Origin of the sequence: Pseudomonas aestiva (assembly GCF_039908605.1) — a bacterium.
Lineage (GTDB): Bacteria > Pseudomonadota > Gammaproteobacteria > Pseudomonadales > Pseudomonadaceae > Chryseomonas > Chryseomonas aestiva.
Genome location: NZ_CP150916.1, coordinates 3951647 through 3965359, shown reverse-complemented (window position 1 = coordinate 3965359; position 13713 = coordinate 3951647). Strand labels below are relative to the sequence as shown.

Below are 13713 nucleotides of genomic sequence, written 5' to 3'. Positions count from 1 at the left end.
TAGTCGCACTATTACTTGCTGTTACATTTTGATCGCTAAACGCCAGCAAGTTCTTGCCAGGCCGTCCATGGCCAGGCGTTTTGTGATTGCAGTCACCGATTTCCGGACATGTTGTCGCATAACTGCAAGAAGGCGCCGCCTGGTTCGCCTGGCGGCGCTGCGGTCAGCGCGGGCCCAGCGCCTGGCAGTCGGCGGGCTTCACGTACTTCTGCAGCACGCTCCACTGCGGCCGGGGTTTGCCCTTGACCGGCTCGATTGCCAGCGGGTAGTCGCCCCAGTTGGGACCGGCTGCCCAATACATGGCCGGGATGCATTCCTGCCGCAGCCGTGCCAGCAACCTGTCCATGGCTGCCAGCCAGCGCGGATCGTTGTCCGGTACGCCGAATTCGCCGATGTGACCGCGCTTGCCGTGCTGCTTGAGCCAGGTGATGAAGGGCTCGACCCGGCGGATGCCGACATCCGGGTCGAAGTCGGTCATGTCCTTTTTGAGGTATTTGCCGCCACCGTCGTTGTCGAAATAGACGTGCGCCGAATAGATCAGGTTGTCGGCCGGGTCCTTGAGGCCGAGCAGCTTGGCGTTGTAGCGCGGCCAGAGATAGCTGCTGGACCAGCCGTTGCCTTCGATCAGGATCGGTCGTGCCCGATCGACGTCACGCACGGCATCGATGCCGTGCTGCGCCGCCACCGGCCACTGCTCAACCGCATCGTGGGGCTCGTTCATGATGTCGTAGGCGACCAGGGCAGGGTGCTCATGCCAGCGCTGGGCGATTCGCTGCAGGACATCGGCATAGGCCGGATAGGGCACCGCCGCGCTGCCGATGATCTGGCCGCGGTATCTCATGTAGTTGTGCAGATCCAGGATCACATTCATGCGATAGCGCTTGGCGTTGTCCAGGGTCTGGTCGATCAGCTTGGCGTAGGCGGGATCCAGGGGTTGCCCCAGACGCGGCTGCAGGCGCTCCCAGATGACCGGGAAGCGGATCACCCGGACACCCTTGGCCGCCCAGCGCCGGTAATGACCGGCGTCGGGAAAGAAATAGTTGGTGCCCGGTTTGCCCGGCAGTACGTGAGGGGCGAAGCCGGCACCGGAGAAATTCAGTCCGACCAGATCGGTGGGGAAATCCCGCAGAGCGGCCTGGGTGACCGGTGTGGCTGCCAGGCAGAGCAGGGCGAACAGGGTGGTGATAGCGGATTTCAGGCGTAGCGTCATCGGCAAGGTCCCGGACAGTGACGGAAGACGTTGGGTGATCGGGCGCAGGGGCTCGACTCGCCATCAGGCCTGAACAGACGCCGGGAAGTTGCAGTGCAACGCTCAGAAGGTGCGCCAGACAACGTTAATGCCAGGCGAAATCAGCGGAAATGCGAGCTGGGTAGGGCTGGCGGACAGCGCAAGGCCGGCCGTTGGGGCGTCTGGCGAGGGGCGGGATGAAGGACACTTGAGCAGATAATGAGCTGCCTGTGACTGCTTTCCATCGGTTGATGGCGCAGGCAGATCATTCGAAGGCGGTGTTTAGCGACGCAGGCAGATGCCAGCCCACTGCTCGGCTTCGCGGCGGGCCGAAGCCTCGTCATCGAAATCGGCGATCAGACCGCCATGAGCATAGACCACGACCCAATTTTCCACCTTGGGTTGCAGCAGCATTACGGGGGCAGAGAATAGAACAGCAGAGTCCAACGATGCACAAGCCGTCATGTCATTCATAACGTTCCCTTTGAAGTTAGCTCAATGAATAGTCTGTTTTTATAGCGGTACCAGGAATGGCGCTTGGTGCTATCACTGGGCCACCTATTGACCTTGGTATGGCTGAATGTTCCCTCAAAGCGTCAGCCACTCGTCGGCATGATAAAGAGGTGCCAAAACCTCGTCACCGCACTGGCGCACAGAAAGATGTTTCAGTGATGACCGTACGTCAGTAAGCCTGTGTGCCGCTCCACGAAACCGAGGCGGCTTGCGACGTTGCCTGTGACAAGCTTCGCGCTGGTGCTGCCAAGCAGCTAACAGTAAGTTTATTAAATTTATCGTCACACATTTACCAGCGGCTCTAGCCCGCGCCTCTCGTCCGTGGTGGGAGATGAAAGCCTCTCGCCCGGGCTTTTCACCCTGTCAAGTCATGCAGTTTTCGCGATCGGATTGGCATTGAGCGAGTCTATTGGGTTAGCCTGAAAAGGAGCTGACGAACTATCGACTGAGATAGGCGTCAATCTCTTCGGTCGAGGCAAGGCGCCATGTCGTTCCCCAGGGAGCGACACCCAAGGGCTAGGCAGATCCGAGATCCGCAGTGCCCCGTTGGTCCAGCCGGCATACCCGCCATGCCCTGCTGTGTCTCGACCCTGAACCCGGACAGCCGTCCTGCGCCTCGCGCCTGTCGCGAGGTCCGCACTCGGAAGGCATGCGGCCTGTCCGCTCGTTGAAGGAGCCTGACATGGCGAAGTTCAAGACCCTCCTGCTCGGCACGGCCGTGGGAGTGGTGATCCTGGCACTGCTGGTGCACTGGATCGGTAGGGATACCCTCGCTACCTATCGCGCGGATCTGCTGTTCTATCTCCAGGCCCATCTCTATCTGGTGGCCGTTTCCATGGTATTGGCGCTGCTGGTGGGACTACCCGCCGGGGTGCTGCTCAGTCGACCGCGATTCGCCCGCAGCGCCGAGCGCTTCATGCAGGTGTTCAACATCGGCAATACCGTACCGCCGCTGGCGGTGCTAGCCATTGCCCTGGGCATCGTCGGCATTGGCGACGGACCGGCGATCCTGGCGCTGTTCCTCGCCTCGCTGCTGCCCATCGTGCGCAACACCTACGAGGGGCTGAAGAACGTACCCGCCTCGCTCAAGGAAGCGGCCACCGGCATCGGCATGACGCCTACCCAGGTGCTGACCAAGGTGGAGCTGCCCAATGCCGTGCCCATCATCATCGGCGGGGTTCGGGTTGCCCTGGCGATCAATGTCGGCACCACGCCGCTGGTATTTCTCATCGGCGCCAACAGCCTGGGCAGCCTGATCTTTCCCGCCATCGCCCTGGAGAACCAGTCACAGCTGCTGCTGGGCGCCGCCGCCACCGCACTGCTGGCGCTGCTGCTGGATGGCCTGGTGCTGCTCGCCAGTCGCCTCTGGCTGGAACGCGGCCTGGCCCGCTAAGGAGACGAGATGAAGAAGTTGCTTATCGCCCTGGGCGCCGCCTGGTTCGGATTGACGCTGGCCAGTGGTGCCCAGGCCGATCCGATCCGCATCGGTGCCAAGGTCTTCACCGAGCAGGCCATCCTCGCCGAACTCACCGGGCAGTATCTGTCCAGGCACGGCTACCAGCCGGAGATCGTCGGCGGCCTGGGCAGCACCATCGCCTGGAACGGCGTGAAGAACGCCCAGCTCGACCTCACCTGGGAGTACACCGGTACTTCGCTGGTGGCCTACAACCATGTCACCGAACGACTGGACAAGGACGCCTCCTACCAGCGGGTCAAGCAGCTGGACGCCAAGGTCGGTCTGGCGTGGCTGGCGCCCACCCGCTTCAACAACACCTATGCCCTGGCGCTGCCGGAGAAGGTCGCCCGGCAGCATCCCGAACTCAACAGCATCAGTGACCTGGCCGGGCTGCTCAAGGCCGAGGCGGGCAAGCGCCACCTCACCGCGCTGGACATCGAGTTCGCCAACCGCTCCGACGGCCTCGCCGGTCTGGTCAAGGCCTATGGCCTGAGCTACACCCGCGATGACATCCGCCAGATGGACCCGGGCCTGGTCTACACCGCCCTGCGCAACGGCCAGGTGTTCACCGGTCTGGTCTACACCACCGACGGCCGCCTGGACGCCTTCAAGCTCAAGGTGCTGGAAGACGACAAGGGCTACTTCCCCGACTACACCGCCGCACCGGTGGTGAACGCCCGTTACCTGGAAAGGCATCCAGATCTCGCCACGTTGCTCAAGCCCCTGGCGGAAAGCCTGGACCAGGCCACCATGCGCCAGCTCAATGCCAAGGTGGACATCGAGCGACAGACCCCGGCCCAGGTAGCTCGCGACTTCCTTGCCCAGCATCCCCTAGACGGAGGGCAGTGACCCATGGATTTCGTCACCTCCTTCAATCACATCGACTGGTTGCAGGTCCTCGAACTGACCCGCCAGCACATCACCCTGGTCGGCGTCGCCGTGACCCTGGCGATCCTTGTGGGCGTGCCCCTGGGCATCCTCATGACCCGCTACCCTGCACTGGCCGGACCGCTGCAGGCGCTGGCCACGGTGGTCATGACGCTGCCTTCCATCGCCCTGTTCGGTCTCCTGCTGCCGTTCTACTCCAAGTTCGGCCAGGGCCTCGGTCCGCTGCCGGCGATCACCGCGGTGTTCCTCTATTCGCTGCTGCCGATCCTGAGAAACACTTACCTGGCGCTGACCAGCGTCGAACCGGGGATCCGCGAGGCGGGCGCCGGCATCGGCATGACCTTCTGGCAGCGCCTGCGGATGGTCGAGCTGCCCATCGCCCTGCCGGTGATCCTGGCCGGGGTGCGCACCGCCGTGGTCATGAACATCGGCGTCATGACCATCGCCGCCACCATCGGCGCCGGTGGCCTGGGCGTGCTCATCCTCACCGCCATCAGTCGCAGCGACATGGCCACTCTCATCGTCGGCGCCGTGCTGGTCAGCCTGCTGGCCATCGTCGCCGACCTCGTCCTGCAGTGGCTGCAACGCCGCCTCACCCCGCGCGGCCTGCGCAGCGCCTCTTAAGGAGCCCCAGATGATCGAACTCGACCGCCTGACCAAGACCTTCAAGCAGCACGGCAAGGACGTGACCGCGGTGGACGCCGTGAGCCTTACCGTGGAGGAGGGCCAGATCTGCGTCTTCCTCGGCCCCTCCGGCTGCGGCAAGACCACCACCCTGAAGATGATCAACCGCCTGATCGAACCCACCTCGGGACGGGTACTGATCAATGGCGAGGACACCACCGGCATCGACGAGGTGACCCTCAGGAGACACATCGGCTACGTGATCCAGCAGATCGGGCTGTTTCCCAACATGACCATCGAGGAGAACATCACCGTGGTGCCCAAGCTCTTGGGCTGGGACAAGAAGAGATGCCGCGAGCGCGCCACCGAGCTGATGAGCATGGTGCAGCTCGAACCCAGGCAGTACCTGTCGCGCTATCCGCGCGAACTCTCCGGCGGCCAGCAGCAGCGCATCGGGGTGATCCGCGCCCTGGCGGCCGAGGCGCCGCTGCTGCTGATGGACGAACCCTTCGGTGCGGTGGACCCGATCAACCGCGACGCCATCCAGAACGAGTTCTTCCAGATGCAGCGGGCGCTGAACAAGACGGTGATCATGGTCAGCCATGACATCGACGAAGCCATCCGCCTGGGCGACAAGATCGCCGTGTTCCGTGGCGGCCGCCTGGTGCAGTTCGACCATCCGGACACCCTGCTGGCCCATCCCAAGGATGAATTCGTCAGCAACTTCGTCGGCCAGGACAGCACCCTCAAGCGCCTCTTGCTGATCCGTGCCGAGGACGCGGCCGACAATGCCCCGTCGATCCAGGCCGAGACCCTGATCGGCGACGCCGTGGAGTTGATGGAAGAGCACGATCGCCGCCATGTGGTGGTGACGGATACCGCCAACAAGGGCCTGGGCTATGTGCGTCGGCGTGACCTGCGCGGCCAGAGCGGACCGGTGGCGCCCTTTGTCACCCCGTTCAAGGCCACTGCGGCCTTCGACGAGCACCTGCGCATCCTGCTGTCACGCATGTACCAGTTCAACACCTCCTGGCTGCCGGTACTCAGCGCCGACAACGACTTCCTTGGCGAGGTCACCCAGGAATCCATCGCCGACTATCTCAGCAGCGGTCGGTCGCGTGGCAAGACCACCATCGTCTCGCCGGCGGAGCAGGTGGCGGGGTAGGACAGGGGACGCCTATCGGCGCAGAGTCTGTGCAAAGGCCTGGGCGCCCCCGCGAAGACACCTGAGGAAGCGGATCGGACTCGCGCTCGACCGAGCTCGCGCGCGAGTTTACGAAGGGAAAGTGAGCATTGCGACGGGGCCGCCCAGGCCAGGCTGGCGACCCAGGGCCTCTTCAGCGCGGTTCGGCCGACGCGCAGCAGCCTTTGGATAGACTCTCAGGGGCGGATCTCGATCAGGGTGCCGTCCTTGACCAGGCCCCAGACCTCACGCATGTCCTGGTTGGTCAGCGCGACGCAGCCATTGGTCCAGTTCAGCGAGTTGAAGTACCACTCGGGGTATTCCTCGTCGATGGGCGTACCGTGCAGCATGATCATGCTGCCAGGGGGTACGCCAGCCTGATGCGCGCGGGCCAGATCCTCCCGGTTGGGATAGGAGATGTGCATGGCCAGGTTGAACTTGTCGCTGGTCTTGCGCCAGTCGATCCAGTAGAAACCTTCCGGCGTACGCTGGTCGCCCTCGCGCAGCTTGGGGCCGCGGGGATTCTTGCCCAGCGAGATGCGATAGGACTTCATCACGGTATCGCCGCTGAGCAGTTGCAGCTGGTTGCGCGACTTGATCACCAACACCTTGTCGATCAGCGGCGCGGCCGGCTGGCGGATCACCGTGACACTGGTGCTGGCCTGAGCCAGCTGGGGAAGCAACGAACCGCACAGCACATAGCAGAGCGCCAACAACAGGTGCAACGGACGCATGTCGGGAAGATCCTCGGAAGAGCTCAGGCAGGCTTGGGGGCGACCACCATGGGCGCCATGCCCTCATGGCGCAGTGAAAACTCGCCGCGACGACGGTCAGCGAAAAAGCATTCTAGTGTTCGCGTGATGGTCGGAAAAGCGAGAGACGACCAGGGGATGTCGGCTTCGTCCAGAAGGCGCACGTCCAGGCTTTCCTCGCCGACGGCAAAGCGGCCGTCGACCAGCTCGCCGCGGAACAGCATGTAGATCTGATCGATGTGCGGCAGATCGAAGAGGGTATAGAGCTCCAGGCCCTGCACCTGCGCGCCGGCTTCCTCGAAGGTCTCGCGGGCGGCGGCTTCGGTGGTGGTCTCGCCGTTTTCCATGAAGCCCGCCGGCAGCGTCCAGTAACCCTGGCGCGGCTCGATCGCGCGCTGGCAGAGCAGCACCTTGCCCTCCCAGGTCGCCAGGCAGCCAGCCACCACCCGCGGATTCTGATAATGCACTGCGCCGCACTGGCTGCAGACCAGGCGCATCCGCTTGTCACCCGCGGGAATGCGCGCTTCCAGCAGGCCGCCACAGTGATTGCAATGCTTCATGGTTCATCCTCGTTTTGCTGCAGTGTGCCGGGACGCTCCCGGGCCTCGCAAGCGATGGCAGGACTTGGGATTGCCCGGCGGGCATGCCATGATCCAGGGGGATACGATGAGCAAGGGAGAATCTTGGCGTGGATGAGTTGCTCCAGCGCCTGCGTCACTATCAGCCGCGCACCCTGAGCGGCACCGAAAGCTACCAGGAAGCGGCGGTGCTGGTGCCCATCATTCGTGGCGAGCATCCCGAGTTGCTGCTCACCCTGAGGGCCAGCAACCTGTCCACCCACGGTGGCGAGGTGGCCCTGCCGGGCGGGCGGCGCGATCCCGAGGATGCCGACCTGGTGGCCACCGCCCTGCGCGAGGCCGAGGAAGAGGTCGGGCTGCCGCCGGGCCTAGTTGAGGTGATCGCCCCCCTGAGTCCGCTGGTGTCGCGCTACGGGCTGGCGGTGACCCCCATCGTCGCCCTGATTCCGGATCAGCTCGAATACATTCCCAGCGAAGCCGAGATCGCCGCGATCTTCACCGTGCCCCTGCGGTTCTTCTGCGAGGTGCCGCCGGATTACACCTTCCGGGTCGACCACGACGGCCTGCGCTGGCAGGTGCCCAGCTATCAATATGGCGAGCACCGCATCTGGGGGCTGACCGCGGTGATCATCGTCGAACTGGTCAACCTGCTGTACGACGCCGGTATCGTCCTCAAGGCACCGCCCAGGCGGGATTGAGCGTTAGGCTCTGTACGAAAAGTCGCCGAGCGAAGGTCAGGCGAGGAGAAAAGCGCTGAGGAAGCGGAGTTTACGAGTGGTAAATGAGCATTCCGAGGCGTTTTTCAACGAAGCATCACCGAGCGCAGGCCTGTTCATGCAGAGCCTAGCGACAAGGTAAAGGCACATGCCAAGTCGGACGTTAACGGGCACAATGCGCGGCCATTCGAGGGAAGCCGCATGACCACCGCCGATTCACCCGTGCGTTCGCCCTGCGTCCATGTCTGTGCCCTGGACGAACAGGACATCTGCATCGGTTGCCAGCGCAGCGCTGCCGAGATCACCCGCTGGATGTCCATGAGCGAGAGCGAGCGCCGCGAGGTGCTGCTGCGTTGCGACGAGCGGGCGCGGGCGAGCGGTGCGGCCTTCCTGACCTGATATCAGCCGGAGAGATCTGTCATGCCCCGTATCGGTACCCCCCTGTCCCCCAGCGCCACCCGCGTGCTGCTCTGCGGCTCCGGCGAACTGGGCAAGGAAGTCGTCATCGAACTGCAGCGCCTGGGCGTCGAAGTCATCGCCGTGGATCGCTACGCCGATGCCCCGGCCATGCAGGTCGCCCACCGCAGTCACGTCATCGACATGCTCGACGGTGCCGCCCTGCGCGCGGTGATCGAGCGCGAGCAGCCGCACTTCATCGTGCCGGAAATCGAAGCCATCGCCACCGCCACCCTGGTGGAGCTGGAAGGCGAGGGCTACACCGTGGTGCCTACCGCCCGCGCCGCCCAGCTGACCATGAATCGCGAAGGCATCCGTCGCCTCGTCGCCGAGGAACTGGGCCTGCCCACCTCGCCCTATCACTTCGCCGACACCTACGAGGACTACGCCGCCGCCGCCGAGGCGCTGGGCTATCCCTGCGTGGTCAAGCCGATCATGAGTTCCTCGGGCAAGGGCCAGAGTCTGCTGCGCAGCGCCGACGAGCTGCAGGCCGCCTGGCAGTACGCCCAGGAAGGCGGGCGTGCCGGCAAGGGCCGGGTGATCGTCGAGGGTTTCGTCGACTTCGACTACGAGATCACCCTGCTGACCGTGCGCCACGTCGGCGGCACCTCCTTCTGCGCACCGGTCGGGCATCGCCAGGTCAAGGGCGACTACCACGAGTCCTGGCAGCCCCAGGCCATGAGCGAGCAGGCCCTGGCCGAATCCGAGCGGGTCGCTCGCGCCGTCACCGAGGCCCTGGGCGGTCGCGGTCTGTTCGGCGTCGAACTGTTCGTCAAGGGCGACCAGGTCTGGTTCAGCGAGGTTTCGCCGCGGCCCCACGACACCGGCCTGGTGACCCTGATCTCCCAGGATCTCTCCGAATTCGCCCTGCATGCCCGGGCCATCCTCGGCCTGCCGATTCCCACCATCCGCCAGTTCGGCCCCTCGGCCTCGGCGGTGATCCTGGTGGACGGCGACTCGCGCCAGACCGCCTTCGCCAACCTCGGCGCGGCCCTGGCCGAACCCGACACCGCACTGCGTCTGTTCGGCAAGCCGGAGGTGAAGGGGCAGCGCCGCATGGGCGTGGCCCTGGCCCGCGACGAAAGCATCGAGGCCGCACGAGCCAAGGCCGTGCGTGCCGCCCAGGCGGTGAAGGTCGAGTTGTAACCTCGTCTGCGCATCACGAAAAAAGGGCCCCGCGGGCTAATGCCAGTCAGTTAAGAGCTTCACCTTGACGCCTGACTGTCGTCGCACAGAATCCGGTGCTTGATTCCTCAAGCACCGGATTTTTTATGCGTATTGCTCAAGCCTTGGAAATGACTCGCGAGCTCTCTTCGGCCACACAGACACTGGAGGCCCTGGGCGAACTGCTCGATCCTGAGCTGGTCAAGACCGCCCTGGAAACGGCCGGAGTCGCTACCCTACGCAAACGCAGGCTGCCGCTGGAATCCATGCTCTGGTGCGTCATCGGCCTGGCCCTGTTTCGTCGCCTGTCGGCCTGGGATGTGGTCAACCAACTGGACATCATGCTGCCCGGTCAGAAGCCATTGGTAGCGCCCAGCGCGGTGGTGCAAGGCCGTCAGCGATTGGGAAGCGACGCTGTACGGGAGGTGTTTCAACTGACCCAACAGCGCTGGCATGAGACGGCCGAACATCCAGGCTGGCAGGGGCTGCGCTTGCTCGGTGTGGACGGCGTGGTCTGGCGCGCTCCGGACACGCTCGAAAATCGCGAGCGCTACGGCTCGGCGATCAATCAGTACGGTGATGGAGGATTTCCCCAGATCCGCATGGTGTGCCAGATGGAACTGACCAGCCATTTGCTGGTAAGCAGCGCCTTCGACGCTTATGCCAGCAATGAAATGAAGCTGGCCGAGCAATTGATCGAGGGCACCCCCGACCATTCGCTGACGTTGTTCGACAAGGGCTTTTACTCTTTAGGTCTGCTACATCGCTGGCAGCGAACCGGTAACGAACGGCACTGGCTATTGCCACTGCGCAAAGACGCCCAATACGAGGTGATACGCTCACTGGGCAAGCAGGATGCGATTGTCAGCCTTCGAACTTCGCCGCAGGCCCGCCGACAATGGCCCGGCTTGCCGGACACCTTGCAGGCGCGACTGCTGAGCAAGACCGTCAAGGGCAAGCGGCGCCAGATCCTTACTTCCATGACGGACCCTGGGCGTTTCGTCTCCGATGAGATCGTCGATCTCTACAGCCACCGCTGGGAAATCGAGCTCGGCTATCGTGAGATCAAGCAGGGTCTACTCGATGGCCGTTACACGCTACGCAGCAAAACGCCCGACATGGTGGCGCAGGAGCTATGGGGGCTACTGCTGGGATACAACCTACTGCGTTATCAGATGGTACAGATGAGTCGCCAGTGCCCGGGAGTTCATCCCTGCGAGATGAGCTTCTCCGCCTGCAGCTGGGCCATCCTGAAATTCCTGCTGAGCCTTTCGCTGAATAGCCCTGGCAACATCCCACGTGATATGGCCGAACTGCACGCCTTGGCACCGCACTTCGTTCTACCGCATAGGCGCGATTACCGGGCCTATCCGAGAGTCATCAAGGCCAAGCCCTCGAAGTATCCGACCAGAAAAAAAATGCCAGTCAGCTTAACTGACCGGCATTACCCCGCGGGGCCCTTTTTTATTGGGTAGAAAAATCTACAGCGACTGGTCGCGCGTTTCGCGCATGCAGAGCACCGCCACCAGGCTGATGGCCGCCGCCGCCGAGACATAGCCACCCACCCAGCTCAGGCCACCGGCTTCCACCAGTTGCTGCGCGGCATAGGGCGCCAGGGAGGCGCCGAGGATGCCGCCCAGGTTGTAGGCCGCCGAGGCACCGGTGTAGCGCACCCGGGTCGGGAAGATCTCCGGCAGCAGGGCGCCCATGGGGCCGAAGGTCATGCCCATGAGAAACAGCTCCAGGGCCAGGAACAGGCCGACCGCCTGGCTGGAACCATGGGTCAGCAGCGGCTCCATGGCGAAGCCCGACAGCAGGGCGGCGATGGCGCTCACCGCCAGTACCGGCTTGCGGCCGAAGCGATCCGCCAGCCAGGCCGACAGCGGCGTGGCCAGAGCCATGAACAGCACCGCCACGCAGAGCAGGCCGAGGAATTCCTGGCGGCTGTAGCCGAGGTTCTTCACCCCGTAGCTCAGCGAGAAAACCGTGGAGATGTAGAAGAGGGCGTAGCACACCACCATGCTCAGAGCGCCCAGCAGCACCGCCTTGCCGTGCTTGCCGAAGGTCTCGACCATGGGCAGGCGCAGCTTCTCGCGACGGGCCATGGCCTCGGCGAACACCGGCGTCTCGTGCAGCGACAAGCGCACATAGAGGCCGACCACCACCAGCAGGGCGCTGAGCAGGAAGGGGATGCGCCAGCCCCAGGCGCGGAATTGCTCGTCGTCCAGCAGCAGCGCCAGGGCCAGGAACAGGCCGTTGGCCATGAGGAAGCCGATGGAAGGGCCGAGCTGGGGGAACATGCCAAACCAGGCGCGCTTGCCGGGTGGGGCATTCTCGGTGGCCAGCAGCGCCGCGCCGCCCCATTCGCCACCCAGGCCCAGGCCCTGGCCGAATCTTAGCAGGCACAGCAGGATCGGTGCCCAGACGCCGATGCTGGCATAGCCGGGCAGGAGACCGATCAGGGTGGTGGAGATGCCCATCAGCAGCAGCGAGGCCACCAGCGTGGACTTGCGGCCGATGCGATCGCCGAAATGGCCGAACAGCAGCGAACCCAGGGGGCGCGCCAGGAAGGCGATGCCAAAGGTGATGAAGGCGCTGAGGGTCTGGGCCATGCCCGCGCCCTGGGGAAAGAATACCGGGCCGATCACCAGGGCCGCGGCCGTGGCATAGACATAGAAGTCGTAGAACTCGATGGCGGTGCCGATGAAGCTGGCGGTGGCCACGCGGGTGGGGGAATTGCGCGGCACGGAGGTGGGCGCATCGAAGGCGGCAGCGGTCGTGGACATGCAGGGTTACCGGGCAGTCGTTCTTGTAGGAGGCGTCTGCCGGAGCGGCCCGATGGGGCAGCGGCTGTCCGAGGATGGGGACGGGCGGGACGACCTGTTATGACGTGCCGGGCGCGAAGCGGCTGTTGGCCGGGTCGCGCCGAACGTGGTTCGGTCGCCTGATTATGCAGGTAGTGGAACGACGACTGTCAACGATGCAGGATGAATTCCCGCACCAGCTTGCTACCGAAGTAGGCCAGCATCAGCAGGATGAAGCCCAGCAGCGTCCAGCGGATCGCCGTATGGCCGCGCCAGCCCAAGCGATGGCGACCCCACAGCAGGATGCCGAACACCACCCAGGCGATGCAGGAGAGCACCGTCTTGTGGATCAGGTGCTGGGCGAACATATCCTCGACAAAGAACCAGCCGGAGATCAGCGCCAGTGACAGCACTACCCAGCCAGCCCAGAGAAAGCCGAACAGCAGGCTTTCCATGGTCTGTAGCGGCGGAAAGCTGCGGATCAGTCCCGAGGGGTGCTTGTTCTTGAGTTGACGGTTCTGCAGCAGCACCAGGCAGGACTGCAGCACCGCCAGGGTGAAGAGACCATAGGCGATGATCGACAGCAGTACGTGCACGACGATCCTGGGCGATACGTCCAGCGGGGTCACGGTGCCCGGCGGCACGAATTCGGCCAACAGCGCGGTGACGGCGCCGAGGGGATAGACCAGTACCAGCAAGGGTTGCAGCGGCATGCGCAGGCAACCGATCAGCATCAGGGCGATGGCGGTCGCCGAGATCAGGCTCGAGGCGTCGAAGAAGTCCAGGCTCAGGGTCGGCTCGAGGATCAGCTGCAGGTAGACCGCCAGGGCGTGGGGCAGCAGGGCCAGGATGCCGGCACCCAGGACCAGGGGCTTGTTCGATGGCTGTTTGCGCAGCAGGCAACTGCCCTGGTAGAGGGTCGCGAGCAGATAGAGGGCGGCGGCCAGGAGGGTGGGCAGCAGGGCGTGCATGGTCCGGTTTCAGCAGAGCGGAAAGCAGGCGAGTGTGGCACAGACAGGGCGGTACAGAAAGTCTGAGCCGCGCCCTGGCGCCGGCTGGCCAGACTGGGCGAACCCTTGCCGCCACCGGGTGGTCCCAAGAGGTACATATCTAGAAGAGGTCGCGACCATGCTTAAATTTCTCGGCGGTACCATGGGCATCATCTTTCTGATCGGCCTGGTGGTAGTCATCGGCATCTTCTCGCTGATTTTCTGATCCCGTCCCCTCGGGCACCGGCCTGGGCGCCGGTGCCTGTCCTACCCTTCCCAGCTGCCCGCCGAATCGGGCACTGCTGACGGATTCATGCGGTACAGGCCCCAGCGGCTATCCCTGGTCAGGCGCTCTTTCGTTA

At 64.1% G+C, this 13713-nt stretch carries 13 protein-coding genes; 8 read left to right on the top strand and 5 right to left on the bottom strand.

What is annotated here, in order from left to right:
- Positions 1-163: 163 nt before the first annotated feature.
- Entirely contained in the window at positions 164-1210 is a 1047-nt protein-coding gene (locus tag AABM56_RS18420) for a glycoside hydrolase family 5 protein (protein ID WP_347883598.1), read from the bottom strand.
- A gap of 1213 nt (positions 1211-2423) precedes the next feature.
- Here AABM56_RS18420 and AABM56_RS18415 point away from each other — a divergent pair.
- The 4 genes from AABM56_RS18415 to AABM56_RS18400 are packed head-to-tail and all read left to right on the top strand — an operon-like array spanning position 2424 to position 5874.
- Entirely contained in the window at positions 2424-3134 is a 711-nt protein-coding gene (locus AABM56_RS18415; protein ID WP_347883597.1) for an ABC transporter permease, read from the top strand.
- A gap of 9 nt (positions 3135-3143) precedes the next feature.
- Positions 3144-4046: a glycine betaine ABC transporter substrate-binding protein gene (locus tag AABM56_RS18410; RefSeq protein WP_133861271.1), complete on the top strand. Its 903-nt coding sequence runs from the start codon at positions 3144-3146 to the stop codon at positions 4044-4046.
- A 3-nt stretch (positions 4047-4049) separates the two neighbouring features.
- Positions 4050-4709, top strand: a complete 660-nt coding sequence (locus AABM56_RS18405) for an ABC transporter permease (protein ID WP_133861270.1) — start codon at positions 4050-4052, stop codon at positions 4707-4709.
- 10 nt (positions 4710-4719) lie between these two features.
- Positions 4720-5874, top strand: coding sequence for an ABC transporter ATP-binding protein (locus tag AABM56_RS18400; RefSeq protein ID WP_347883596.1), 1155 nt, complete (start codon positions 4720-4722; stop codon positions 5872-5874).
- 215 nt (positions 5875-6089) lie between these two features.
- On the opposite strand, the gene AABM56_RS18395 is transcribed toward AABM56_RS18400, so the two are convergent.
- Positions 6090-6626: a murein L,D-transpeptidase family protein gene (locus AABM56_RS18395; protein ID WP_208692612.1), complete on the bottom strand. Its 537-nt coding sequence runs from the start codon at positions 6624-6626 to the stop codon at positions 6090-6092.
- Between the two features lie 23 nt (positions 6627-6649).
- Entirely contained in the window at positions 6650-7204 is a 555-nt protein-coding gene (locus AABM56_RS18390; protein WP_347883595.1) for an NUDIX hydrolase, read from the bottom strand.
- 128 nt (positions 7205-7332) lie between these two features.
- On the opposite strand from AABM56_RS18390, the gene AABM56_RS18385 reads away from it, so the two are divergent.
- The 4 genes from AABM56_RS18385 to AABM56_RS18370 all read left to right on the top strand — a co-directional run bounded on the left by AABM56_RS18385 (position 7333) and on the right by AABM56_RS18370 (position 11033).
- Positions 7333-7920: a CoA pyrophosphatase gene (locus AABM56_RS18385; RefSeq protein WP_347883594.1), complete on the top strand. Its 588-nt coding sequence runs from the start codon at positions 7333-7335 to the stop codon at positions 7918-7920.
- A gap of 219 nt (positions 7921-8139) precedes the next feature.
- Complete coding sequence (locus tag AABM56_RS18380) at positions 8140-8337, top strand: DUF1289 domain-containing protein (RefSeq protein ID WP_208692610.1); 198 nt, start codon at positions 8140-8142, stop codon at positions 8335-8337.
- Positions 8338-8358: 21 nt separating this feature from the next.
- On the top strand, positions 8359-9540 hold the full coding sequence (gene purT / locus AABM56_RS18375; RefSeq protein WP_347883593.1) for a formate-dependent phosphoribosylglycinamide formyltransferase: 1182 nt from the start codon (positions 8359-8361) through the stop codon (positions 9538-9540).
- Positions 9541-9665: 125 nt separating this feature from the next.
- The gene (locus tag AABM56_RS18370; RefSeq protein ID WP_347883592.1) at positions 9666-11033 is read left to right on the top strand and encodes an IS4 family transposase; all 1368 of its coding nucleotides are present in this window, start codon (positions 9666-9668) and stop codon (positions 11031-11033) included.
- 6 nt (positions 11034-11039) lie between these two features.
- On the opposite strand, the gene AABM56_RS18365 is transcribed toward AABM56_RS18370, so the two are convergent.
- Complete coding sequence (locus AABM56_RS18365) at positions 11040-12344, bottom strand: MFS transporter (protein ID WP_133862630.1); 1305 nt, start codon at positions 12342-12344, stop codon at positions 11040-11042.
- Positions 12345-12532: 188 nt separating this feature from the next.
- Entirely contained in the window at positions 12533-13333 is an 801-nt protein-coding gene (locus AABM56_RS18360) for a cytochrome c biogenesis protein CcsA (protein ID WP_347883591.1), read from the bottom strand.
- Between the last annotated feature and the right edge of the window lie 380 nt (positions 13334-13713).